Origin of the sequence: Synechococcales cyanobacterium CNB (assembly GCA_030263455.1) — a bacterium.
Classification (GTDB): domain Bacteria; phylum Planctomycetota; class Phycisphaerae; order Phycisphaerales; family UBA1924; genus CAADGN01.
In genome coordinates, this window is sequence record SZOZ01000002.1 from 441,138 (window position 1) to 464,156 (window position 23,019).

Below are 23,019 nucleotides of genomic sequence, written 5' to 3' on the forward strand. Positions count from 1 at the left end.
CTGCGTCCGAGCGACTCCGCGTGACAGGTTCAGTCAAGTCCGAGGGCGCGCTTGAGCGCGACGGCCCGGTTGCCGTCGAGGCGGCGGAGAGCGCGAAGAACCCGCGCCCGATCGCGGCCGTTGAGGAAGATGGTCAGCCCGTGCGGCAGGTCGCGGGCGTCGGGGGCTTCCTTCGGGTTCGGAACGCGCGGCCGGACGGCGGTTCGTGTCGTCAACATCGTTGTTCATGCCTCCCCGACCGCGGCGTAGGCGGTCATGCGGACGGAAACACGGGCGGCGGCGAGGCGCGCGAGCGAGGGCGCTGCCGCGCCGGCGTGGCGGCGCGTGGCTGGCGAGCCGCGCGCCCAAGCGCGCAGCTCGCGTTCGAGCCACGGTCGGCGGTCGAGCGTGCGCCGCGCGAGCCTGGCGTCGAGGAGCGACCACGGCTCGACGCCGCATTCCCAGAGGGCGTCGAGCAGGCGAGCGTCTTGCGGCGCGGGCGGGAGACAATAGGCGGTCATCCCTGCGCGCTCGAAGAACGGGCAGACGCTGCCCATCGCGGCAAGAGCCTCGGTGGCGGGCGTGAGCGGGGCGTCGAGGTAGGCGCGGACGAGCCTGCGGGCCACGCCAAGGCCTCGCCAGCGCGGATCGACGACGACACGCGAGATGCAACGGAGCTCGGCGTTGATGCGCGCGGCGTCGCGGCGCTTGTCGCCCGTCGAGTAGCGCCCCGGCCAGGCGAGATCTCGCCAAGAACCGTTCAGCGTGGGCATGGAGACGACGAGAACGCCGGCAAGCGATCCGGAATCGGCGTCGCGGGCGCGCAGGACGGCGGGTGCGCCGTTGCGGGCACGGGCGGCCGTCGCGGGCGGGCCGGCTCGGTAGTGGAAGACGGAGAGCGCGTCGTAGTCGTGCATCGTGCCCGGTTCGATGACGGGGTTCCCGGTGTTCGTCATGGCGTCACCCGCCTTCCGCGGTGGAGCCGGACTCGGCCGTCCAGCCCGAGTTCGATGGTGAGGCGTGGGGCGAGCGCGTCGCCGAGGTCGGCGTGCGCCGTGGCGCAGAGGGTGCACAGGCCGGGCGTGCGCGCGATCCATCGACGGAAGGCAGCGGCGACACAGCGTGCGGTGGTGCGGTCGAGCGTCGAGCAGAACTCGTCGGCGATAACGCACGATCCCGGACGCGCACGCCGCGCGGCGAGCGCGAGGCCCAGGCGCCAGCGCTGGCCTTCGGAGAGTTCGGCGGGCGTGCGCGGCCAGAGCGTGGCGTCGGCGAGTCCGGCCGTGCCGAGCGCGTGCATCGCGTCCTCAACCGTCCCGCCAATGACGTCCATCATGGCGCGGGCGTGGGCGCGGGGGACAACAGGTCCGGCGAGCACGACGGCGAAACCGTGCGCGCGGAGAGCGGAGCGAGCGATGCGGAGGAGAGAGGACTTGCCGCTCCCGCTCGGGCCTGTGAGGAGGGCGACGCCGCCGCGGCGCAGACGACGGACGACGAGGCGTGCGAGGCGCGGTCCGTTCGCCGGCAGAGCGGCGCGCGTACGCACGGCGCGATCGAGCGCGATGCCGAAGGCGGCGCAGGCACGGAGCGTGCGCTCGCTCGGGCGCACCGAGCAGGGCATCACGCGCAGGCCGAGCGGAGCGCCCGTCACGACCATGCCTCCACGAGTTCTGCAATGGCGGCGCGGTGGCACCGGACGGTGTGGAGCGAGAGGCGGAGTTCGTCGGCGGCGTTGCGGATGGAGCGGCCGTGCAGGACGCAGGCGGTGGCGACGCGGCGTCGAGTCGGGGACCAGTCGGCCAGTTGCTCGGCGACGAAGGCGTATTCGCGTGAGAGGAGACGTGTCGTGAGTCTGCGGATGCGCCGGCGCAGGGTGCGCGCGCGGGTGGAGTGGTCCGCAGGCTCCGAGTCGCCCGTGGCGAGAGCAGCGATGCGGGCGACCGGCAGACCATCGCGGAAGACGGCCTCGATCAGGGCACGGTCGTCCGGCGGGAGGAGTCGCGCACGATCGATCATGGTTTCCGCGGCCTCACGGGATCGGCGCCTGCGGAGATCGACAGCGTGGTCCAATCGAGCCAGCGCGACTCCACGTTGCATGATCGCCATGGTTGCTCTCCTGCACAAAACCAAGTGTTTTCATGTGGTCAAAGTTTGATGTTCATTGAACATTGGACCAATATTCCCAGATCACTGGACATTTTGCAAGGTCTCTGTATGGTATAACAGGGAACAAGCGCACAGGAACAGGCGATGTGATCCGGGTCCAACCGAAACGAGGCAGAGCGATGGACATGGCGCAGCAAGCGACACCGGGCATGAGCGTTTCGGTTGGCGACCTGGTCCGCGATGCGCGGCGGGCGCGCCGTCTGACGCTGGAGCAGTTGGCGGAGCGCGTGGGGTGTTCGAAAAGTTACCTGTCGGCGGTGGAAAACACGCGCTGCGGGCCGCCGAGCGAGGCACTGCTGCGCCGGCTGGAAGAGGCGTTGTTCCTGAAGCCGGAAACGCTGATGCGAGCGGCGGGGTGGGAGACCGCAACGCCCGCGATCAGGCGTGAACTTGGCACACTCCGCCAGGATCGGGCCGCGGCGCAGCGGCTCGCTGAGTTGCTGGCAGGCTCGCTGGACGATGCCTACCGATCGGGCGAGTTGCGCCGGTTGATCGAGCGGCTTGCGCCGGCGTCACCCGAGCCGGTCGCGCTGCCGTTTGAGGTGCCGTTGATCAACCGGGTGGCCGCCGGGTATCCGCGCGAGTTCACCGATCTCGGGTACCCGGCGCGTGTTGCGGACGAGTACGTACGCTGCCCGGACCTGGCGGACCCGGACGCATTCGCGGCGCGAGTGGTGGGCGACTCGATGCTGCCGGACTACCGGGAGGGGGACGTGGTGGTGTTCAGCCCGGCGCGGACGGTGCGATCGGGCGCGGACTGCTTCGCCCGGATCGAGCCGGACCACGAGACGACGTTCAAGCGCGTGTACCTGGAGACGGACGCGGCGGGGCGGGAGTTGATCCGGCTGCAGCCGCTGAATCCGTCGTATCCGCCGCGGGTGCTGCCGCGCGAGCACGTGGCGGGGCTGTACCCGGCGGTTTCGGTGATGCGCGCGATTCCCTGAGCACGGCGGACGGTGCGGCGGGCGGGGCGGGACGCCCTCGCCACCACTTTGTATGATGCGGCCGGGGCGGCGCATCGTGCGCCTGCCGGGCGGGGAATCGTGCATTGACGCTGCTGCTCGCGGTGCTTTCGGGGTTTGTCCTCGCGCCCTTCGCGCCGGCGATTCACCGTGCGCTGGGGAGATTCTCGGGGTGGGTGATCGCGGTGTTGCCGGCGTCGCTGGCCGCGTTGTTTCTCTCGCTGGCGGCGCGGGGCGAGGGAGCGGTGGTCGAATCGCACGCCTGGACGCCGGGCCTCGGGGCGGACCTGCACCTGCGGATGGACGGCCTCTCGCTGCTGATGGTGACGTTGATCGCGGGGATCGGAGCGGCGATCTTCGTGTACGCGGGGGGGTACCTCACCGGGCACCGGCACCTCGGGCGCATCTACGCCTACCTGCTGATGTTCATGGGGTCGATGCTGGGGGTGGTGCTGGCGGACAACCTGATCGTGCTGTTCGTGTTCTGGGAACTGACGAGCGTCAGTTCGTACCTGCTGATCGGGTTCGACCACGCGGACGAGAAGGCGCGCAAGTCCGCGCTGCAGGCGCTGCTGGTGACGGGGCTTGGCGGGCTGGCGATCCTGGCTGGCGCGCTGATGCTCGGGTCGGTGGCGGGGGACATGCGCATCTCGCACCTGCTACTGCACCGGGAGGCGATCCGGGAGCACGGGCTGTACGTGCCGATCGTGCTGCTGCTGGTGTTCGGGGCGTTCACGAAGTCGGCGCAGTTCCCGTTCCACTTCTGGCTGCCGTCGGCGATGGCCGCCCCGACGCCGGTGAGCGCGTACCTGCACTCATCGACGATGGTGAAAGCGGGGATCTATCTGCTCGCGCGGCTGACGCCATCGCTGGGCGAGAGCGAGTTGTGGAACGGGCTGCTGACGTGGTTCGGGGCGGCGACGATGCTGATCGGGGCGTGGCTCGCGTTCCGGCAGACGACGATGAAGCTCATCTTGGCGTACTCGACGGTGAGCGCGCTGGGCACGATCGTGATGGCGCTGGGTGTGGGAACGACCTACGCGGTCGAGGCGGCGATGGTGTTCCTGCTGGCGCACGCCTTCTACAAGGGCGCGCTGTTCATGATGGCGGGAGCGATCGACCACGAGACCGGCGAAAAGGACGTGACAAAGCTCGGCGGGCTTCGGCGCTCGATGCCGATGCTGGCTGCGGCGGGCGCGCTGGCAGCGCTGTCGATGGCGGGCGTACCCCCGATGGTCGGATTCATCGCGAAGGAACTGGCGATCAAGGCGGTCCTGCCGGACGCGGACTCGGGCCGCGAGGGATACGCGCTGACCGTGATGTTCGTGGCGGCGGCCGCGCTGGGGGTGGCGGTGGCGCTGCGGGTGGGGTTCGCGCCGTTCTTCGGGGCGCAGCGCGAGACGAAGCGCGAGGCCCACGAGCCCCCACCCTCGCTGCTGCTGGGGCCCGGCGCGCTGGCGTCGCTCGGGCTTGCGGCGGCGGTGGCGCCGGGGATGTTCGCGACGCCGCTGGTGGAGCCGGCTGCGGCGGCCGCGCTGAACGCGCAGGCGCACCCGCACGTGGCGCTCTGGCACGGGCTGAACCTCGCGCTCGCGTTGAGTGGAGCGGCGCTCGTGCTGGGCGTGGCGCTGTTCCGGTCGCAGTGGGCGATCGTGCGCACGGCGGAGCCCGCGACGCGGCCGCTCGACGCGATCGGACCGTCGCGGCTCTACGAGCACGCGCTGGCCGCGACACTCGGGTTCGCCGACGCGCAGACGCGGGTGCTGCAATCAGGCTCGCTGCGTCGCTACGCGTTCATGACCTTCGGCGTGCTGGTGCTCGCGGTCGGCGCGACCTTCATGCTCCGCACGCCGCTGGATGCGCTGCCGGACGTCGGCGACGCGCGGCCGTACGAGATCGGGCTGGTCCTGCTGCTCCTGATCGGGGCATGGTTCACGGCGGTGGCGAGGAACCGGCTGGCCGCGATCGCGGGGCTGGGGCTGGTCGGGTACGGGATCGCGATCATCTTCGTCCTGTTCGGCGCGCCGGACCTGGCGCTCACGCAGGTGTGCATCGAGACGCTGGCGGTGGTGCTGCTCGTGCTGGTCTTCTACATGCTGCCGGATTTCCGCAACTTCTCCACGCGCCGCGAGAAACTGAGGGACCTGCTGGTCGCGCTCGCGGGCGGGGCGGCGATGGCGGCGCTGGTGCTCGTGGTCGCGGATCACCGACCGGACATGACGGTGTCGGACTTCTACGCGGCCAACAGCTACCCCCGTGCGCACGGGCGGAACGTGGTGAACGTGATCCTGGTTGACTTCCGCGCGCTGGACACGATGGGCGAGATCGTGGTGCTGGTGGTGGCGGCGGTGGGCGTCTATGCCCTCATGAAACTGGACCCGACGACACGCGAGGGAGCGACGAAGGCCGGGCAGAACGGGGGCGAGCGATGAACTCGACCATCCTCCAGACCGCGACGCGGTACCTGCTGCCGCTGCTGCTGGTGTTCTCGATCGTGGTCATGCTCCAGGGGCACAACAAGCCGGGTGGGGGGTTCATCGGCGGGCTGATCGGGGCGGCGGGCTTCGCGCTGCACGGGATGGCGTTCGGTCCGCGGGCCACGCGCACCGCGCTGCGGGCGGACCTGGTGGTGGTGATGGCGCTGGGGCTGGCGTTCGCGCTGGTGGCGGGGTGCCTGGCGCTCGCGTCCGGGCAGTCGTTCCTGACCGGGTTGTGGGTGAGCGTGCCGTTCCCGGGGTTCGGCGAGGTGAAGGTGGGCACGCCGCTGGTGTTCGACATCGGCGTCTACTTCGTGGTGATCGGGGTGGTGATGACGATCGTGCTCTCGCTGCTGGAGGAGAACGCATGAAACTCCTCCTGGCGTTGCTGGTGGGCGGGCTGTTCGCGGCAGGGATCTACCTGATCGTGCGCCGGAGCATCGTGAAACTCATCATGGGGCTGATTCTCTTGAGCCACGGGGCGAACCTGCTGATCTTCGCGTCCGGCGGGCTGGTGCGGGCGCAGGCGCCGCTGGTGGAAACGGGTGCTCTGACGCCGGATACGCCGCACGCGGACCCGGTGCCGCAGGCGTTGATCCTGACGGCGATCGTGATCGGGTTCGGCGTAGTGGCATTCATGATGGTGCTGGTGAGCCGGGCCTACCGGGCGGTGGGCACGGACGACACGGACGAGTTCACGGGGACGGACCATTGAACGCGCTGTCGATCCTGCCGGTCCTGATCCCGCTCGGAACGGCGTGCCTGGGCATGCTCGGGCACCGGTCACTGCGCGCCCAGCAGACGGTGAGCATCGCCGGTGCGGTCGCCCTGGTGCTCGTGGCGGTCGCGCTGCTGGCGCGGACGGCGACGGGTGAAATCCTGACGATGGACTCGGGCGGGTGGCGCGCGCCCTTCGGCATCACCTTCGTGGCGGACGCGTTCGGGGCGATCATGGTCCTGCTCGCCGCGGTGACGGGTCTGGCGGTGGTGGTGTACTCGGTGGCGAGCGTGGACCTGCCCCGCAAGCGGTTCCTGTACTACCCGCTGACGCACGTGCTGCTGGCCGGCGTGTGCGGGGCGTTCCTGACGGGAGACATCTTCAACCTCTACGTGTGCTTCGAGATCCTGCTGCTCTCGTCGTTCGTGCTGCTCTCGCTGGGGAGCGAACGGGGGCAGCTGGAGGGGGCGATCAAGTACGTGACGCTGAACCTGATCTCCTCGGCGATCTTCCTGTCGGCATCGGGGCTGCTCTACGGGACGCTCGGGACGCTGAACATGGCGCACCTCTCCGTGCGCGCGGCGGAGGCGGTGGCGGAAGGCCGAGGGCACGTCGTGACGATCGTGGCGATGCTGTTCATGGTGTCGTTCGGGATCAAGGCGGCGGTCTTCCCGCTGTTCTTCTGGCTGCCGGCGAGCTACCACACGCCGCCGTTCGCGGTGTCAGCGCTCTTCGCGGGGCTGCTGACGAAGGTCGGCGTGTACGCCATCGTGCGCGTGTTCACCCTGATCTTCGTGCACGACACGGGATACACGCACACGATCCTGCTGTGGGTGGCCGCGTTGACGATGGTTTCGGGCGTGCTTGGCGCGGCGGCGCAGACCGAGTTTCGGCGAGTGCTCTCGTTCCACATCATCAGCCAGATCGGGTACATGATCCTCGGGGTCGCGCTGCTCACGCCGCTGGCGGTGGCGGGAACGGTCTTCTACATCACGCACCACATCGTGGTGAAGGCGAACCTGTTCCTGGTGGCCGGGGTGGCGCACCGGATCCGAGGGACTTCGGACCTCGGGCGAGCGGGGCGAGCGGGGGTGTATGCGAGCGCGCCGTTCGTGGCGCTGCTGTTCATGATCCCGGCGATGTCGCTGGCGGGCGTGCCGCCGCTCTCGGGATTCTGGGCGAAACTGATCCTGATCCGCGCTGCGCTGGACGAACGGGCGTACCTGTACGTGGCGGTGGCGCTGCTGGTAGGCATCATGACGCTCTTCTCGATGACGAAGATCTGGGCGGAGGCGTTCTGGAAATCGCCAGAAGAAGAAGAGGAGGGTGAGCCGCCCGTGAAGGCTGATCGCACGCCGATGGGGATGCTGGCGCCGATCGCCTCGCTGGCGGCGATCACGGTGGCGATCGGGCTGGCGGCGCAGCCGGTGTTCGAGTTTTCCTTGCTTGCGGCCGGGCAGCTGCTGAACCCGGAGGTGTACGTGGGGGCGGTGCTGGGCGAGGCGTTCGTGACGCCGGCCCGGGGGGTGGAGCCGTGAGACTGCTGGTCTGGAACGTCGTGCTGGCGCTGCTCTGGGCGGCGACGATGGAGAACTTCTCCGCGCCGAGCCTGGCCGTGGGCTACGCGATCGGGTTCGTGGTGCTGCTGCTGATGCGGTCGGTGCTGCAGGAGAACAAGTACTTCCGGGACGCGTGGGAGCTGCTCGGGCTGGCGCTGTACTTCGTGGTGGAACTGGTGCTGGCGAACTTCAAGATGGCGTACTACACGGTGATGCCCCTGAACCGGATGCGCCCCGGTGTGATCGCGGTGCCACTGGAGCCGATGAACGAGACGGAGCTGACGGTGCTGTCGAACCTCATCACGCTGACGCCCGGCACGCTGAGCGTGGACATCGAGGAGTGCGACCGGACCGGCCGGCGAACGCTGTACGTGCACGTGATGTCGTACACGGATCCCGAGGTGATCCGGTACGACATCAAGTCGGGGTTCGAGCGGCGCGTGCTGAAGGCTTTGCGATGAACGAAATCAGCGCGACAATCCTGGAGCACACGCTGCACGTCGTCATGGCGGTGGTCGGGCTGTCGGTGGTGCTCGCTTCGATCAGGCTGCTCCGCGGCCCGAGCCTGCCGGACCGGGTCGTCGCGCTGGACCTGATCGGGACGCTCGCGGTGGGCGGAACGGCGGTGTACGCCATCCTGGAGGACGAGCCGATCTACATGATGGTGTCGGTGGTGATCGCGCTGCTGATGTTCGTGGGGACCGTGGCGTTCGCGTACTACCTGCAGAAGGGGACGCCCAAGTGAACAACGCGATCGTGGCCGTGATGCTGGTCGTCGGTGCGATCTTCGGGCTGCTGGGCGCGGTGGGCGTGGTTCGGATGCCGGACCTGTTCACGCGCCTGCAGGCCTCGACGAAAGCCGGGACGCTGGGGGTGCTGTTCCTGGTGGTGGCGGCCGCGGTGCACTTCGGCGAGATGGGGGTAGCCGTGCGCGCACTGCTGGTGGTTGCGTTCCTGTTCCTGACCGCGCCGGTGGCGGCGCACGTCATCTGCCGCGCAGCGTACTCGGTTCGCACGCCCCTCTGGGAGCGGACGGGGATCGATGAGTTGCGGGAGGCACGCGGCAGGAATCCGGGCGAAGAAAGGGACTGAGGAAGGAGTCTCTGCCGCAATACTCCGCTCCGTGCCGCATGATCGCCGCGACTGCTGAGAGCAGCGCCGCTCGGCATCGCTCTGACGCCCGTGGACGATGGGCGTCGCTCAGGTCAAGAACAGGGTGTATCCCCTGATCGACGTCTTTTCTTCCGTCCGGCGTGCGCTCCGACATCCTGGGCGTCCCCTTCCTGATGAGTCGCCCACATCGGCGCGTGCTCAGGGAGGTTGGTCATGAGCGGATGGGGAAGCAGTCGCGAGAGCAGGCCGAACCCCGCGGCACGTCGCGCGAACGGTGCGGCTGGCTGGGGTGCCAGAGGCTACGGCGATGGCGTTGCCACTCGCGGCGCTGTTCGTCCGCAGTCTGTTTCTGCGTCGATTTCCGGCCGCAGGGCCTCGGATCGCGTGATCCGGCCGTGCGGCCGCGCTGCTTGACAGGAGGTGTCGAATGAACGAACGCAACACGAACGGGAGCGAGGGTTGGAGCCGTCGCTGGCCGTGGGGCTGGATCGCGGCCAGTGCCGTCGCGGGCGCGATCGCCATCGCGCCCATCGTGTGGACAGTGGCGACCTGGGCCGCCTGAAAGGGCGAGCAGGCGTCGATTTCACGGAGCAACGACCACCGGCGCACCGCGCCAGAGGAGAACCCCCGATGACTGCGCAGAACACGCCGCTCTTCGCGGCTCAAGACCGTGAACCCACCGGGCCGATGCGTGGCCCGTGGGCACGGGGAGCGAAAGTCGCTCCCCGCACGATCGCGAGCCGGGCGTAGGGACATCGGCATCCGCCGCACCGGCGGCGGGGCCGGTACCATCAGTTCCTATGCCGCAGGACACGAAAGCCATGAGACGGGCACGGACGTCCGTCAATCAGCCGCCGTGGCTCGACGACGCGCACGACGAGTTCGTCGAGTTGTGCAGGCACGAGCGCATCCCGCGCGACGACTACGACCGCTTTGTGGACCGATGGCTCGAACGATGCACAACCCGGGGCGAAGTCCGCGCGTTCGAGCGCGCGGTCGAATGCTGGATGCGACTCCGCGCGGGAGCCCGCGTTCTTGCGGAGCGAGAAGCCGCGAGCCGGCCCCGCGAAGACCCAAGCGGCGTCCGGCCAAGCGGGCGTGCGAGCGGCGTTCGACGAAACGCCGGCGACTGAACGCCCCGTTTGTCAGGACTCACAAACCGAACCACCTCCTCGCCGTGGCGATTCCGCCCGGCGTTTTTTCTTGCCCGGGTGAAGCGCGGGGAACCAGGTAGACGAGGGGAGTGTCAAACGCCAACTGGGGGTCCGGGGAAAGGACATGCCACACGACGACGCATCGGACGCGCACTGGAAAAGCATCAACATCGACTTGCAGAGAATCGCCGAGCGGCTCGATCGGCAGGCGCACGATCTCCACGACGCGGCCGGGGAGATTGTCGAGGAGTACTGCTCGCGCGTTGACGGCGGAGAGGAGTCCGCACCGCTCGCGGTCGAGCTCTACGACTGGGCCGACCGTTGCGGACGCCGCCTCATCGGGCCGGTGAGGCTCGGCCACGACCCGCGCGACCATTGCGATCGGCTGGCGCTTCTGTGTCGCGTCGTGAACAACCTCCAGCACCGGATCGGCCGGCACGGAGCGGACGCCTTCTCGCTCGACACGACGAAGCGCAACGCTCGGACACGATTCGTCGCCATGCACGACGGCTACGAGGCGGCCGATCCGGCAGCGCACGGCATCCACGCCGCGATGGGGCGCGAGGAACTCGAACTCCTCGCCGAGTTCATTCGACAACTCCCCGAGCAGGACGCGCGTCTTGCGCTCGACCTCGCCAAAGGCAAGACGATCGTGGAAGTCTCTCACGATCTCGGCATCTCCAAGAGTGCCGCACGCGCGCGGCGGAGCAGGCTCTGCCGCGAACTGATTGCCTTCCGTGCCTCACGCCACCGCAAGCCATCCCTCGGCGATGCCGCTCCTCGCCCGGGAGAAGCCGGGCAGGGAGGGTTCGTAGGCCACGACGAGGGGGACCAGAACGGCGAGGAGAACCAAGCCGAACACCACGAGCGGCCGGGGCGCCTCGTACAGCGCCCCGGCCGCACGCTCCGAACCCCAGCGCGCCGCCGCGTACACCGCCGTGATCGGCAGCGCCACGAACAGCACGAACGCCCAGCCCCACGTCCACACCGACCAGAACACGGAATCCATGGATGCGCCTCCTGCACACGTGCGGCCGACGATCGGCCTCACGTAGACAAGGGGACGCTGCGTGTGCGGGTGGGCGCGCCGATCGCGCGGCATCGGTGTGCCGCCTGAGCAAATCGGCTACTTCCCCTGCCCCTGCTCCTCGTACCACGCCACCGTCCGCCGCAGCCCTTCCTCAAGCCCGACCTTCGCCTTCCACCCCAGCAGCGTCGCCGCGCGGGAGGTGTCGAGGGATCGGCGCGGCTGGCCGTCGGGCTTGGTGGTGTCCCATTCGATCGCGCCCTGGAAGCGGGTGGCCTTGACGATGAGGGCGACGAGGTCGCGGATGGAGATTTCGCTGCCCGCGCCGAGGTTGATGGGGGTCGGCTCGTCCATGGTCTCGGCGGCGCGGACGATGCCGGCCGCGGCGTCGTCGACGTAGAGGAACTCGCGCGTCGCCGTTCCCGTCCCCCAGCAGACGATCTTCGCGTCGCCGCGCTGCTTCGCCTCGGCACACTTGCGGATGAGGGCGGGGACGACGTGGCTGGACTCGGGGTCGAAGTTGTCCCACGGGCCGTAGAGGTTCACCGGCAGCACGTAGGCGCCGCGCATGGCGTACTGGCGGCCGTAGGCGGCGAGCATCTCGCCCGCGGCCTTCTTGGCGATGCCGTATGGGGCGTTGGTCTCCTCGGGGTAGCCGTTCCAGAGTTCCTCTTCGCGGAAGGGGACGGGCGTGAACTTCGGGTATGAGCAGATGGACCCGACCTGGACGAACTTGCCGCCGCGCTCGGGCAGGCCGTCGAGGCGTGCGCCCTCGATGAGGTTGAGCGCCATGGCCATGTTGGCGAAGAAGAAGCGGCCCGGGCTGCGTCGGTTCGCCCCGATGCCGCCGACCTCCGCGGCCAGGTGGAGCACGAGGTCCGCCTTGCCGTGCCGGAACGCCTCGCGGTACAACCGCCCGACCTGTGCCGCATCGGTGAGGTCATAGTCGCGTCGTCGGGGGACGAAGAGGCGATCGTCGGAGACGCCTCGCTCGCGGAGGAGGCGGCAGACCTCGCGTCCGACGAAGCCCGCCCCCCCCGTGACGATGACCCGCTTGTCGGACCAGTCGAACCCGCCCGGCATCGCACGCTCCTCGCTCTCCGCCCGCGTATCGTCATCCACGCCGCCGTGGCCGCGAGGCCGAAGGAGTGTACGCCGTGCGTCAAGCCCCCCCATTGCTGCCGATCGTTGCCGTGCTGCTCGCTGCGCCGTCTCTCGCGCTGGCCCAGGCAGCGCCGCGCTACACCGCCCGTCAGTTCTACGACACGGTCGCGGTGGGCGGGCCGTCGTTCACGCACGACGGGTCGAGGATCGTCTATCACTCGGACGCCTCCGGGGTGTTCAACGTGTACTCGGTGCCGTTCGGGGGTGGCGAGCCGACGCAGCTCACGTTCTCCAGGGACCACGCGCACTTCGCCGTCTCGACGTTCCCCGAGGACGACCGCGTCCTGTTCACCGCCGACCAGGGCGGGAACGAGCTGAACCACCTGTTCGTGCTGCTGCCCGACGGCACGACGCACGACCTGACGCCCGGGGAGAACCTCAAGGCCCAGTTCCTCGGGTGGTCCGGCGACGAGACAGCCTTCTACGTCCTGACCAACGAGCGCGACCCGCGGCACTTCGACCTGTACCGTTATGACGCGGACGACTACACGCGCACGCTCTACTTCGAGAACACCGAGGGCTGGTCGATCGGCGCGGTCAGTCGGGACTGCCGGTGGGTTGCGCTCACGAAGACCCACACCAACGCGGACTCGGACGTCTACCTGGCTGACGTGACGACGGGCGAGGCGAGGCTCGTCACGCCGCACGAGCCGCCCGTGAGCCACGGCGTCGCGGCGTTCACGCCGGACAGCACGACACTCATCTTCACTTCGAACGCAGACTCGGAGTTCGTCCACACCCGCACCTTCGTCCTTGCGGGCGTCCCCCAGGGTGAACGCAACCACCGCGTGCTGGACCGGGCCGACTGGGACGTGGCGTTCACGTCGTTCTCGCGCGACGGCCGGTACCGCGTGGTCGCCGTGAACGCGGACGCGCGGACCGTCCTGCGTGCGGAGGAGTGGCCCTCGCGCACCCCGCTCGCCCTGCCCGAGTTCCCTCGCGGCGACGTGACCGGCATCACGTTCTCTCGGGACGGCAAGCGGGTCGCGCTGGTCGTGAACGGCGACACCTCCCCCGCGAACATCTACTCCGCCGAGCTCGGCTCGGGGCAGGTCCACCAGATCACGCGATCGCTCAGCCCCGCCATGAAGCAGGAGCACCTCGTCGAGAGCGAGGTCGTGCGCTATCCGTCATTCGACGGTGTGGAGATCCCGTCGCTGCTCTACCGTCCCCACGGGGCGTCGGCGCAGAACAAGGCGCCCGCGCTCGTGTGGGTGCATGGCGGGCCTGGCGGGCAGAGCCGCACAGGCTACAACGCCCTCGTCCAGTTCCTCGTGAACCAGGGGTACGCGGTGCTGGCCGTCAACAACCGTGGCTCGTCCGGCTACGGCAAGACGTTCTTCCACATGGACGACCGCGACCACGGCGGGGGCGACCTGAAGGACTGCGTCCACGCGCGAACGTACCTCGCATCGCTCGACTGGATCGACCCGGACCGTATCGCCATCATCGGCGGCTCCTACGGCGGGTTCATCGTCGCCGCCGCGCTCACCTTCCACCCCGAGGCCTTCGACGCGGGCGTCAACATCTTCGGCGTGACCAACTGGGTGCGGACGCTGGAGTCCATCCCGCCGTGGTGGGCGGCGTTCCGCGACTCGCTCTACGCCGAGATGGGCGACCCGGCGACCGACCGCGAACGCCTGCACGCCATCTCGCCGCTCTTCCATGCGGGGAACATCGTCCGCCCGCTCATGGTCATCCAGGGCGCGAACGACCCGCGCGTGCTGAAGGCGGAATCGGACGACCTCGTCGCCGCCGCACGCGAGAACGGGGCGACCGTGGACTACCTCGTCTTCGACGACGAGGGGCACGGGTTCCTGAAGAAGGAGAACCGCATCACGGCCGCGGAGCGTATCGCCGCATTCCTCGAAGCCCACCTTCGCGGCGAGTGATCGATGCGAGGCCGACGGCACAGCCCGCGCCGCAGGCGTGCCGCCCGTGCGTTGGCCGCCGGTGCGCTGGCGTGCCTCATGGTCTTCCTGCTCGCGCGGCTATGCACGGATCGGGCGGTCGTCACGCAGTGGGTGTGGTGGGCGCCGCAATGGGCGTGGCCGCTGGGGGCGATGACACTGGTCGCGCTCTCGCTCGCGATCGATCGGCGCCGGCACCGGACCAGGCCGATCGCGGTTGTCGTTGCGATCGGCGCGCTTGCGATCGTGCTCGGCGCGGACTGGCGGGTCTACCGCTTCCTGACCGCGGCCCGTTTGGAGACGGGCGTTTCGTCGTCGGCCACGCTGCTCTTCCTGAATCTCGCGGCCGAGCGGATCGGGGATGCTTCCGAACTCGCGCTCCCGGTCGCCGACGTTTACGTCATCGCCAACGCATCGTCGGCGACGAACCTGGACACGCTCGCGAGGAACTTTGACGACGCGCCCTTCGTCGCGCACACCTGGCCGTTCGTCGTCGTGTCGCGCTGGCCCGTCGCGCGTCTCGGCGCGACGGTCTTCCGTCCACACGGGAATCCTGCCTCGCGCTCGGACGAAGACCCCGGTCGGGCCGCGGCGTTCGTGCTCGAACACACGCCGGCGGGCGACCTGACGCTGTGGGTGGTCGATTTCCCCTCGGACCCGCGACGCTCCCGCGTGGCGAACGCGCGGCAGGCTGCCGAGTCGATCCGCGCCGCGGCAAGGTTCCCCGCGCCGGACATCGTGGTGGGGGACTTCAACATCACCCGCGGCTCGCACTCGTTGCGCCTGTTCGCTCGGGAAACCGCGCCGGGGCTGCGCGACGCGCACGCGGTCGCCGGTCTCGGGCCTGCCGGTACCTGGCCGCGGCGCGCGCCACTCTGGCCGATCGACCATGCCCTGATCGGGCCGCGCCTGATGCCCACGGGCTTGCGGACGGTCGATCCGGGCGTCGGTTCGCACCGGGCGGTGGTGGTCGGCGTCGTGGCGGCAGGCCCCTGAAGGCCACGGGGTAAGGCCGAGCGCCCGCGATTTTCACCGTCTCTCTTCGCCGCGGAGTCCTCTTCCTGTACGCTCAACGCCGGGCGTCCGATGATCTGGACGACCCCATCCGCACACGAGGGACCAGACCATGCACGGGACCATCGTTCGCGCGCCTGTTGCCGCACTCGCCCTTTCGGTCGCCGCCGGAGCCGCCTCCGCCACATGGTCGATCGTCCTCATCGACACGCGGACGGGCGAGATCGCGCTCGGCTCGGCGACGTGCCTCACCACCTTCGACCTGCAGGCCGGCACGCCCGTGCTGATCCCTCGGCTGGGCGGAGCGACAGCGCAGTCGTTCGTGGACCAGGGCGGGTTCAATCGGACCTTCATCCGCGACCGCCTGCTCGAAGGCGTGCCCACCGACGAGATCATTGCCCTGCTCGCGGGCTTCGATCCCACGCACCACACGCGCCAGTACGGCTTGGCCGACGTGCACGGGAACGCGACGACTTTCACGGGTTCGGGAGCGGGTTCGTGGGCGGGCGGGCAGACGGGGCGCGTGGGCGACGTGGTGTACGCTGTGCAGGGCAACGTGCTCGCAGGCGAGCCGGTCGTCTCGCAGTGCGTCGTCGCCATCGAGAACGCGCTGCTCAACGGCGCCGACCTCGCCGAAGCCATGATGATCGGCATGCAGGAGGCGCGCGTCTGGGGCGGCGACGGACGCTGCAACTGCGGCAACCCCGCCGACGGCTGCGGCTCGCCGCCGGACGGGTGGGACCCGGAGACCGGAAAGTCCGCCCACATCGCCTACATGCTCGTCGCCCGCGACGGCGACGGCTTCGGGTGCAACGGCATGTACCGCGCCTCCAGCCAGCCGCGCACCGTCTCGCTGGGCGACATGGACGGCGACGGACGAACGGACGTGGTGGTGGCGAACTCGCAGCAGGGCCGCGTCTCCATTCACTTCAACATCAGCAACGGCTCGCCATACGCCATGTTCGCCCCGCAGCCCCACGTCTACAGCGTCGGCGGCGGGGCACGCGCCGCGGCCGTTGCCCTCGTCAACAACGATCCGCATCCCGACATCGTCACCGCTGACGCCTCCCTCGGCAGGGTGAGCACCCTGCTCAACCTCGGCAACGGGTTCTTTGTTCCCGGTACGCCCGTTACCGTTGGCGGCTCGCCCCAGGACATCGTCGCCGCGGACTTCGACGGCGTGCACGGCGACGACGCCGCGCTCGTCTCGTCCACCGACTCATCCGTGAAGGTGCTGTTGAACTCCGGCGGCTCGCTCGGCGCGGCGACTTCCATCCCCGTCGGCGGCGTGCCCACCTCGATCGCCACGGCCGACTTCAACCTCGACGGGCATCCCGATCTCATCGTCGCGGATGAGACGGGCGATCGCGTGGTCGTGCTCATCAACAACGGCGCCGGCGCGTTCACGATCGCACACGACATGCCCGTCGGCGATCGACCCTTCGCCATCGCCGCGGGCGACCTCGACAACGACGGAAGACCCGATATCGCGACGGCGAACTTCAACGACGGGACGGCGACGATCCTTTTCAACAGGCCGGGGGGGTTCGAGCGAACGGACCTCGCCAACCCCACGCGACCCACTGCCGTCGCCATCGCGGACCTCGACGGCGACGGCGTCAACGACCTCGTCGTCACCGACTCGCAGTCGTTCACCTTCACCGTCTTCCTCGGAACCGACGGCGGCTTCCCCGTCAAGGATCGAACCTACCGCGAGATGCGCAATCCCAACCGCATCGCCGTCCACGACTTCAACGGCGATGGCCGCATGGACCTGGCCGCGAACTCCAGCGGACTCAATGCGCTGACGGTCGTCAGCGGTGCGGACCCACGGCACGGCACCGGACTCTTCGCCGACGGCGCGGGCTGCGCGACCGCAGACTACTACATGGAGTTCAACGTCGCCTTCCAGTCCCAGCAAAGCCCCGATCCCGTCGTCCAGTTGCAGGTCCTCTACGACGCCTGGCGGGCCGACCTCATCGGCAGGCCGGACGCCGTGCGCTCCGCGCCGCACTTCAGCACCGACCGGCTCCCCCTCGGCGCAACCGCGACGCTCACCATCGACGCCCGGGACTGGATGGACGCCCCAGTCGGGCCAGGGCTGGCGGTTGCCGTCGAGCACGCGCCGGACTCGGCCGGGATCGCGAAGGCAAACGCCGCGATCGACAACGGTGACGGCACCTACACGGTGGAACTCTCCACCGAGGACGCGCCACCCGGCTCCCGCGGCGTCGATCGGTATCTCGTGCTGATCGACGACGGGCGGAGCACAAGGCCCGTGATCCTCATGCCCAGGCCCGAACTGCGCATCGTCTCCGCGACCGCCGACTGGAACGGCGACGGCGTCGTGGACACGCGCGACCTCATCGCGTTCCTCTCCGACTTCGCCGCCATGGACGCAAGGGCCGATCTCAACGGCGACACCACCATCGACTCGCGCGACGCCGTCCTGTTCCTCAACGCCTGGGCCGGGAACTGAAGTCTTCCAGGCCGTCCTCCAACGATCGGTGGCGGCGCCTTGCCGGCCCCGCTCAACTCACTCCGCCTCCACGCACCTCCCCTTCGCCCAGCGCCGAAGCCCATCGACCTTCTCGCGCATTGTCACCGACAGCGGAGGCGAGGACCGTACCGCCGCGAGCAGTGCATCCGTGTCGAGGCTTCTCTTCCGTGCGTGCGCGCTCGTGACCGCGGAGATGACGGCCTGCTCGATCTCCGCGCCGGAGAAGCCCTCACTCGCCGCGGCGATGGCGTCGAGGTCGAGCGCCGACGGATCACGTCCTCGCTTCTTCAGGTGAATCTCGAAGATCATCCGTCGCGCCCGCGCCCCAGGCAGGTCCACGAAGAAGATCTCGTCAAAGCGACCCTTGCGAAGCAGTTCGGGCGGCAGGGCCTCGACGTCGTTGGCGGTGGCGACGACGAAGACGGGCGCCCGGTGGTCCTGCATCCAGGTGAGGAGTGAGCCGAACATGCGCCGGCTCAGCCCCCCGTCCGTCGAGGTCGATGCCGCGCCCGCGAACCCCTTCTCGATCTCGTCGATCCAGAGGACCATCGGGCTCATCGCTTCGGCCTGCCGGAGCGCGTCGCGCAGGCGGCGTTCGCTCTCGCCGATGTACCTGTCGTAGAGCGTGCTGGGGTCCATGCGGAAGAGCGGCTGGCGCCACGCGGTCGCGATCGCCTTGGCCGAGAGGCTCTTGCCCGCGCCCTGCACGCCCAGCAGCAGGACGCCCCGGGGGGGCGAGATGCCGTGCGAGGGCGCCTCCTCCTCGAACGCGACGCTCCGCTCCGAGAGCCATCGCTTGAGCGCGTTCAGGCCGCCGATCTGGTCCAGGTCGGTCGGCGCTTCGATGTATTCGAGTCCGCCGCCGGCGGAGAGGAGCTGCCGCTTGCGGGCGATGACGCCGTTCAGGTCCTCCTCGTCGAGTCTGCGGTCCTCGTTGACGACGTCGCGCACCACGAACGCCGCCTGCCGTCGGGTGAGGCCGCGCAGGTTGCGGACGATCGCCCGCAACGCCCGCTTGCTCAGGTCGATCTCGATCGGTCGCTCCCGATGCTCCTCGCGCACGACGCGGCGGACGATCCGCTCCAGTTCCGCCTCGTCCGGCAGCGAGAGGTCGAACCGCGTCGCGAACGATGCGACAGACCCGGGCAGCCGGTCGAGGTGGTCGATCATCACCAGCGTCCCGCCGTCGCGCTCCATGCAGGTAAGCAGCGCCCGCAACGCCCGCAGCGTGCGCGCGTCCTCCAGGTGGTCCGCCAGGTCGAGCGTGACCGCCGTGAGCGGGCCGCGCTGCCGGGCCAGGTGGTAGAGCGCGGCCGCAGGGTGCTCCGTCTCCGGCTCCGCCTGTCCGCCCGACATTCGCCCGTCCGTCAAGCCCTCGAGCACCGACCACCGCCACAGCGGCCGGTCCAGCGTCAATGACGCGGCGACGACCAGGTGCAGTGCCTCCGACTCCTCGTTCGTCACGATCGTCACGCACGGGTGGCGTGCCCGGATCAGGCACTCGATTCGGTCCAAGTCTGAGACACCCATCGACGGCGAGCATAGCCGAATCCCCTTTCCCGTACACAACACGAACCAGCATCTTCCCCCGATTCCCGCAGCGAAAACGGCGCAGCGGACCCGCACAGCCGCGCCGACCGTACAGAACCACGACACGCCTTTGGTGTTTCCGCGCCCCAAGGTCCGCAGACGCTGCCGAGCCTTGCTGTCGGCTGCTTTCGGGATCGTGAGACTGGCATCGGCGACCCCCGGCGTGTAGACATGAGGGGGACTCCGTCGCGCCGCCGCTCGCGCACCGAGTCGTTGTTCCGAGAACATCACGGGCACTTCCGAGCCGCCCGTGCCAAACACCGGCCCGTCCGGTCCGCGACTCGACCGGCAGGAAGAAGGAGGTCGTCGACATGCGATTCGCATTCCGCACTCGTTTGCTGGCCGCGGCGGCGTTGCTGGCCGTCGCTCCCGCATTCGCCCAGATTCAGTGCTCTCAACCTCCCCTTCCGCCAATCGGCGACGACCTCGGCCTGCTCGACTACACGGTGCAGTCGCTGGTGATCCCCGCCGAGGCGGGGGACTCGTTCACCGTCACGCTCACGCTCGGCGGGCAGGAGCGCACGCTGGTCCTCGACCCGTGGTCCTACGCTGCGCCGAACGCTCGCGTGCAGATCGACGACGGTTCGGGTACGCTCAAGGACATCGACCTCCCCGAGTCGCGCACCTACCGCGGCTACGACGTCAACGGTCCGAGCCTCGCCGCCGCCGGCTCGCTGCTCGACAACGGCCTGACGCTCACCGTCATCGACCTCGCCACCGATTCCGCGTGGCACGTCCAGCCCCTGCGCGACGTGGTCCCCGGCGCGGATCGCGCCCTGCACGTCGTCTACGACGCGGCGGACGTGCTCGACCTCGGCCTATTCCAGTGCGGCGGAGCGATCCCGGTCGGCCACGGCGAAGTCGCCGAAGTGCCCGCCGACGGCAACGGCGGCACCCGACAGTTCCTGGTCTGCGAGATCGCCGTGGACGGTGACTTCCAGTTCTTCCAGCAGAACGGCAGCAACGAACAGAACACCATCAACGACATCAACAACGTCATGGCCGGCGTGGCGCTGTCGTACGAGATCTACATCGGCGTGACCTACCAGATCACCCACTACATCATCCGCACCACCTCAGGCTCCAACCCCTACACCACCAACAATCCCTCCTCCCTGCTCTCCCAGTTCCAGAACTGGTGGAACCAGAACGCACAGAACGTCCACCGCGACGTGGCCCACCTCTTCACCGGCCGAAACCTCGACGGGAGCGTCATCGGCATCGCGTACCTGAGCGTCATCTGCAACAAGACCTCGGGCTACGGCCTCTCGCAGTCGCGGTTCACCAACAACATGAACAGCCGCATCGGCCTCACCGCCCACGAGATCGGGCACAACTTCAGCGCGCCCCACTGCGACTCCACCCCGCCCTGCCACATCATGTGCTCCGGCCTCGGCGGGTGCAACGGACTGGGCAACCCCCCGAAGTTCGGGACGTCCGAGGTCAACAAGATCGTTCCCTACGCCCAGAGCCGCCCCTGCCTCGACGAGGGGCAAGGCTCCACGCCCGCGCCCCCCATCCTCGAACAGTTCCCGTCCACCACCCTCGACGCCAACCTGTGGGACGCCGTCACCGGCGCGGTCGTGAACTCCGACGGCGTAAACGAGCCGTCCGCTCCATACTCGCTCAACCTCGACGCCACCGATTCGGTCGAGACCAAGGACATCAACATGGTGAGCGTGGACCAGCAGCCCTACTTCACCCTCTTCACCCAGCACCGCGGGGTCGAAGCGGGCAAGACGCTCCGGGTACAGTTCAGGGACTTCTTCCAGAACTGGACCGACCTCGCCACCTTCACCTCCGACGGCGTGGACCGCGACTACTACTCCTGGAGCATCACCCCCATCCCCGTCCTCGGCTGGCATGACAAGTTCCGCCTCCGCGTCTCCGCGCAAGGCGCGGATGGCACCGATGACTGGTACGTGGACGACCTCTATATCGGCGACTTCCGCGGCCTCGAAGCCCCCTTCCTCGAACCCTTCCCCGACGCATCCCTCCGCAACTACGTCTGGAAGACCCTCTCCAACGCCTCCGCCTCCACCGACGGCGTCGCCCCGCCTACTCCCCCATACTCCATGAAGATCACCGGCGCAGGCAGCGCTGAAACTCACAACTGGCTCCTCGCCACCGCACCCACCACCACGCACGTCTCCTGCTACGTCCAGCACCGCGGCGTCGAGAACGGCAAGCAACTCGTCCTCGAATACCTCGACCTCTTCCAGAACTGGATCACCCTTGCCACCTTCACCTCCAACGGCACGGACCAGAGCAAGTTCACCTTCTTCCAGGCACCGCTCAGTTACTTCGGCGCCTATCACGACAACTTCTCCATCCGATTCCGCGCCCTCGGCGCGGACGCCTCCGACGCCTGGTACGTCGACAACCTCTTCGTCGGCCCGGCCCTCCCCCCGCCCGACGACGAAGACTGCCCCGCCGATTTCAACGGCGACACCATCGTGAACTCCCTCGACGTCCTCGCCTTCCTCAACGCCTACAACGCGAACGACCCCAAGTCCGACTTCAACGGCGACACCGTCATCAACTCCCTCGACGTCATCGCCTTCCTCAACGCCTACAACGCCGGCTGCGACTGATCGGCCACCCGCCTTCTTCTCCCGCCCGCCACCAGCGGCCCCTGGGCGCCCTGCCCGGGGGCCGTTTCTTTTCGAACTCACCGGTTCCGGGACGGGTCACTCGGGGCGGGGGCGCTCGGGGACGGGGCGTTGCAGGCCCCCTGGTCCCCATTTCTCCCTACCCTCTCTCCGATGCCTCTTGCCGCCACGATCCGCGTGATCGCCGCCGACATCAAGCTGGCGCACTCGGTCTTCGCGCTTCCGTTCGCCGTGCTGGCTGTGTTTCTCGCTCGCAACCCCGACGAGCCGCCGCGCACGCTCGCGCTCAAACTGGGGCTCGTCGTCGCGTGCATGGTGGCGGCGCGCACCTGGGCCATGCTGGTCAACCGCCTCGCCGATCGGCGCCTCGACGCCCTGAACGAGCGGACTCGTGGGCGAGCGCTGCCATCGGGCAGGCTGAGCGCACGGGCGGCGTATGCCGCGGCCGCGCTCGCCGCCGGCGCGTTCATGGGTCTAGCGCTCGGATTCCTGGCGTTCGACAACCCCTGGCCGGGCGCTCTGGCCGTGCCCGTGCTGGCGTGGATCGCCTTCTACTCCTTCACCAAGCGCTTCACCGCCGCTTGCCACTTCTTCCTTGGGGGCGCGCTCGCCGCGTCGCCGATCGCCGCCGCGATCGCCGTGCAACCGGCCTCGCTCGCCGAGACGCCCGCGCTCTGGTGGATCGCCGGCATGGTGCTGGCCTGGGTTGCCGGCTTCGACGTCATCTACGCCCTCCAGGACGAGGCGTTCGACCGCGAGCGCGGGCTGCGCTCGATCCCTGCCGCGCTGGGAGCAAGACGGGCGGCGTTGGTGGCGCGCGGGTCGCACGCCGTCGCGCTCGCGTGCCTCGTGGCGGCGGGGCTGGCCGACCCGCGGTTGGGGACGATCTACGGTACGGCCGTCGCGCTCGTCGCCGCCCTGCTCATCGCGGAACACGTCGCGCTGGTGCGCCGCGGGCTGGCGGGCCTGGACCTCGCCTTCTTCACGCTCAACGGCGTCATCAGCATCGTCCTCGCGGCGGCGGCGATCGCGGACCTCTTCCTCTGAACTCGCCATCGCCCGTCACGGAACCGC

Annotated in this window: 22 protein-coding genes; 14 read left to right on the plus strand and 8 right to left on the minus strand. The window is 69.1% G+C overall.

The window, feature by feature from the left end:
* Nucleotides 1-29: 29 nt before the first annotated feature.
* From FBT69_03480 to FBT69_03495, 4 genes are read right to left on the minus strand one after another with little or no spacing between them, the layout of a single operon-like run.
* A complete protein-coding gene (locus tag FBT69_03480) occupies nucleotides 30-218 on the minus strand; it encodes a hypothetical protein (GenBank protein MDL1903859.1) in 189 nt (62 codons plus the stop codon).
* A gap of 6 nt (nucleotides 219-224) precedes the next feature.
* Nucleotides 225-935 carry a GNAT family N-acetyltransferase gene (locus FBT69_03485; GenBank protein ID MDL1903860.1) on the minus strand — a complete coding sequence of 237 codons (711 nt, stop codon included), beginning with the start codon at nucleotides 933-935 and terminating at the stop codon, nucleotides 225-227.
* The gene (locus FBT69_03490; protein MDL1903861.1) at nucleotides 932-1,636 is read right to left on the minus strand and encodes a hypothetical protein; all 705 of its coding nucleotides are present in this window, start codon (nucleotides 1,634-1,636) and stop codon (nucleotides 932-934) included. The genes FBT69_03485 and FBT69_03490 overlap by 4 nt, the downstream gene beginning before the upstream one ends.
* Nucleotides 1,627-2,085 (minus strand): hypothetical protein, encoded by a 459-nt coding sequence (locus FBT69_03495; protein MDL1903862.1) that lies wholly within the window; start codon nucleotides 2,083-2,085, stop codon nucleotides 1,627-1,629. Before FBT69_03495 ends, FBT69_03490 begins: the two co-directional genes overlap by 10 nt.
* A gap of 179 nt (nucleotides 2,086-2,264) precedes the next feature.
* On the opposite strand from FBT69_03495, the gene FBT69_03500 reads away from it, so the two are divergent.
* The 9 genes from FBT69_03500 to FBT69_03540 all read left to right on the plus strand — a co-directional run bounded on the left by FBT69_03500 (nucleotide 2,265) and on the right by FBT69_03540 (nucleotide 10,107).
* Nucleotides 2,265-3,089: a helix-turn-helix domain-containing protein gene (locus FBT69_03500; protein MDL1903863.1), complete on the plus strand. Its 825-nt coding sequence runs from the start codon at nucleotides 2,265-2,267 to the stop codon at nucleotides 3,087-3,089.
* A 110-nt stretch (nucleotides 3,090-3,199) separates the two neighbouring features.
* Nucleotides 3,200-5,539 (plus strand): putative monovalent cation/H+ antiporter subunit A, encoded by a 2,340-nt coding sequence (locus tag FBT69_03505; protein ID MDL1903864.1) that lies wholly within the window; start codon nucleotides 3,200-3,202, stop codon nucleotides 5,537-5,539.
* Nucleotides 5,536-5,955, plus strand: coding sequence for a Na+/H+ antiporter subunit B (locus FBT69_03510; protein ID MDL1903865.1), 420 nt, complete (start codon nucleotides 5,536-5,538; stop codon nucleotides 5,953-5,955). The genes FBT69_03505 and FBT69_03510 overlap by 4 nt, the downstream gene beginning before the upstream one ends.
* Nucleotides 5,952-6,299 (plus strand): Na+/H+ antiporter subunit C, encoded by a 348-nt coding sequence (locus FBT69_03515; GenBank protein ID MDL1903866.1) that lies wholly within the window; start codon nucleotides 5,952-5,954, stop codon nucleotides 6,297-6,299. The genes FBT69_03510 and FBT69_03515 overlap by 4 nt, the downstream gene beginning before the upstream one ends.
* Entirely contained in the window at nucleotides 6,296-7,840 is a 1,545-nt protein-coding gene (locus tag FBT69_03520; GenBank protein MDL1903867.1) for a Na+/H+ antiporter subunit D, read from the plus strand. The genes FBT69_03515 and FBT69_03520 overlap by 4 nt, the downstream gene beginning before the upstream one ends.
* Nucleotides 7,837-8,322: a Na+/H+ antiporter subunit E gene (locus FBT69_03525; protein MDL1903868.1), complete on the plus strand. Its 486-nt coding sequence runs from the start codon at nucleotides 7,837-7,839 to the stop codon at nucleotides 8,320-8,322. Before FBT69_03520 ends, FBT69_03525 begins: the two co-directional genes overlap by 4 nt.
* Nucleotides 8,319-8,606, plus strand: a complete 288-nt coding sequence (locus FBT69_03530) for a cation:proton antiporter (GenBank protein MDL1903869.1) — start codon at nucleotides 8,319-8,321, stop codon at nucleotides 8,604-8,606. The genes FBT69_03525 and FBT69_03530 overlap by 4 nt, the downstream gene beginning before the upstream one ends.
* Before the next feature lie 20 nt (nucleotides 8,607-8,626).
* Entirely contained in the window at nucleotides 8,627-8,953 is a 327-nt protein-coding gene (locus FBT69_03535; GenBank protein ID MDL1903870.1) for a Na+/H+ antiporter subunit G, read from the plus strand.
* A gap of 842 nt (nucleotides 8,954-9,795) precedes the next feature.
* The gene (locus tag FBT69_03540; GenBank protein MDL1903871.1) at nucleotides 9,796-10,107 is read left to right on the plus strand and encodes a hypothetical protein; all 312 of its coding nucleotides are present in this window, start codon (nucleotides 9,796-9,798) and stop codon (nucleotides 10,105-10,107) included.
* Between the two features lie 19 nt (nucleotides 10,108-10,126).
* On the opposite strand, the gene FBT69_03545 is transcribed toward FBT69_03540, so the two are convergent.
* From FBT69_03545 to FBT69_03555, 3 genes are all read right to left on the minus strand, one after another.
* Nucleotides 10,127-10,795: a hypothetical protein gene (locus FBT69_03545; GenBank protein ID MDL1903872.1), complete on the minus strand. Its 669-nt coding sequence runs from the start codon at nucleotides 10,793-10,795 to the stop codon at nucleotides 10,127-10,129.
* A gap of 75 nt (nucleotides 10,796-10,870) precedes the next feature.
* Nucleotides 10,871-11,137 (minus strand): hypothetical protein, encoded by a 267-nt coding sequence (locus FBT69_03550; GenBank protein ID MDL1903873.1) that lies wholly within the window; start codon nucleotides 11,135-11,137, stop codon nucleotides 10,871-10,873.
* A 117-nt stretch (nucleotides 11,138-11,254) separates the two neighbouring features.
* A complete protein-coding gene (locus FBT69_03555) occupies nucleotides 11,255-12,238 on the minus strand; it encodes a GDP-L-fucose synthase (protein ID MDL1903874.1) in 984 nt (327 codons plus the stop codon).
* A gap of 74 nt (nucleotides 12,239-12,312) precedes the next feature.
* On the opposite strand from FBT69_03555, the gene FBT69_03560 reads away from it, so the two are divergent.
* From FBT69_03560 to FBT69_03570, 3 genes are all read left to right on the plus strand, one after another.
* The gene (locus tag FBT69_03560; protein ID MDL1903875.1) at nucleotides 12,313-14,211 is read left to right on the plus strand and encodes a S9 family peptidase; all 1,899 of its coding nucleotides are present in this window, start codon (nucleotides 12,313-12,315) and stop codon (nucleotides 14,209-14,211) included.
* A 3-nt stretch (nucleotides 14,212-14,214) separates the two neighbouring features.
* Nucleotides 14,215-15,225: a hypothetical protein gene (locus FBT69_03565; GenBank protein ID MDL1903876.1), complete on the plus strand. Its 1,011-nt coding sequence runs from the start codon at nucleotides 14,215-14,217 to the stop codon at nucleotides 15,223-15,225.
* Nucleotides 15,226-15,355: 130 nt separating this feature from the next.
* Entirely contained in the window at nucleotides 15,356-17,722 is a 2,367-nt protein-coding gene (locus FBT69_03570) for a DUF1028 domain-containing protein (protein ID MDL1903877.1), read from the plus strand.
* A gap of 57 nt (nucleotides 17,723-17,779) precedes the next feature.
* Here FBT69_03570 and FBT69_03575 read toward each other — a convergent pair whose 3' ends face one another.
* Nucleotides 17,780-19,708 (minus strand): AAA family ATPase, encoded by a 1,929-nt coding sequence (locus FBT69_03575; protein ID MDL1903878.1) that lies wholly within the window; start codon nucleotides 19,706-19,708, stop codon nucleotides 17,780-17,782.
* Here FBT69_03575 and FBT69_03580 point away from each other — a divergent pair.
* Together FBT69_03580 and FBT69_03585 are read left to right on the plus strand one after the other, a co-directional pair.
* The gene (locus FBT69_03580) at nucleotides 19,645-21,927 is read left to right on the plus strand and encodes a hypothetical protein (GenBank protein MDL1903879.1); all 2,283 of its coding nucleotides are present in this window, start codon (nucleotides 19,645-19,647) and stop codon (nucleotides 21,925-21,927) included. The two genes, FBT69_03575 and FBT69_03580, sit on opposite strands and share 64 nt — an antisense overlap.
* A gap of 171 nt (nucleotides 21,928-22,098) precedes the next feature.
* Nucleotides 22,099-22,992, plus strand: a complete 894-nt coding sequence (locus FBT69_03585) for a 4-hydroxybenzoate octaprenyltransferase (protein MDL1903880.1) — start codon at nucleotides 22,099-22,101, stop codon at nucleotides 22,990-22,992.
* Nucleotides 22,993-23,019: the final 27 nt, after the last annotated feature.

Coding starts and splice junctions, on each gene's coding strand:
- FBT69_03535 (MDL1903870.1), top strand. CDS start 8,627: ATGCTGGTCGTCGGTGCGATCTTCGGGCTGCTGGGCGCGGTGGGCGTG.
- FBT69_03540 (MDL1903871.1), top strand. CDS start 9,796: ATGAGACGGGCACGGACGTCCGTCAATCAGCCGCCGTGGCTCGACGAC.
- FBT69_03515 (MDL1903866.1), top strand. CDS start 5,952: ATGAAACTCCTCCTGGCGTTGCTGGTGGGCGGGCTGTTCGCGGCAGGG.
- FBT69_03550 (MDL1903873.1), bottom strand. CDS start 11,137: ATGGATTCCGTGTTCTGGTCGGTGTGGACGTGGGGCTGGGCGTTCGTG.
- FBT69_03575 (MDL1903878.1), bottom strand. CDS start 19,708: ATGCGGGAGCGACGGCCAGCAACGCCGCCGCGGCCAGCAAACGAGTGC.
- FBT69_03585 (MDL1903880.1), top strand. CDS start 22,099: ATGCCTCTTGCCGCCACGATCCGCGTGATCGCCGCCGACATCAAGCTG.
- FBT69_03480 (MDL1903859.1), bottom strand. CDS start 218: ATGTTGACGACACGAACCGCCGTCCGGCCGCGCGTTCCGAACCCGAAG.
- FBT69_03565 (MDL1903876.1), top strand. CDS start 14,215: ATGCGAGGCCGACGGCACAGCCCGCGCCGCAGGCGTGCCGCCCGTGCG.
- FBT69_03510 (MDL1903865.1), top strand. CDS start 5,536: ATGAACTCGACCATCCTCCAGACCGCGACGCGGTACCTGCTGCCGCTG.
- FBT69_03530 (MDL1903869.1), top strand. CDS start 8,319: ATGAACGAAATCAGCGCGACAATCCTGGAGCACACGCTGCACGTCGTC.
- FBT69_03500 (MDL1903863.1), top strand. CDS start 2,265: ATGGACATGGCGCAGCAAGCGACACCGGGCATGAGCGTTTCGGTTGGC.
- FBT69_03485 (MDL1903860.1), bottom strand. CDS start 935: ATGACGAACACCGGGAACCCCGTCATCGAACCGGGCACGATGCACGAC.
- FBT69_03490 (MDL1903861.1), bottom strand. CDS start 1,636: ATGGTCGTGACGGGCGCTCCGCTCGGCCTGCGCGTGATGCCCTGCTCG.
- FBT69_03495 (MDL1903862.1), bottom strand. CDS start 2,085: ATGGCGATCATGCAACGTGGAGTCGCGCTGGCTCGATTGGACCACGCT.
- FBT69_03580 (MDL1903879.1), top strand. CDS start 19,645: ATGCGATTCGCATTCCGCACTCGTTTGCTGGCCGCGGCGGCGTTGCTG.
- FBT69_03555 (MDL1903874.1), bottom strand. CDS start 12,238: ATGCCGGGCGGGTTCGACTGGTCCGACAAGCGGGTCATCGTCACGGGG.
- FBT69_03570 (MDL1903877.1), top strand. CDS start 15,356: ATGCACGGGACCATCGTTCGCGCGCCTGTTGCCGCACTCGCCCTTTCG.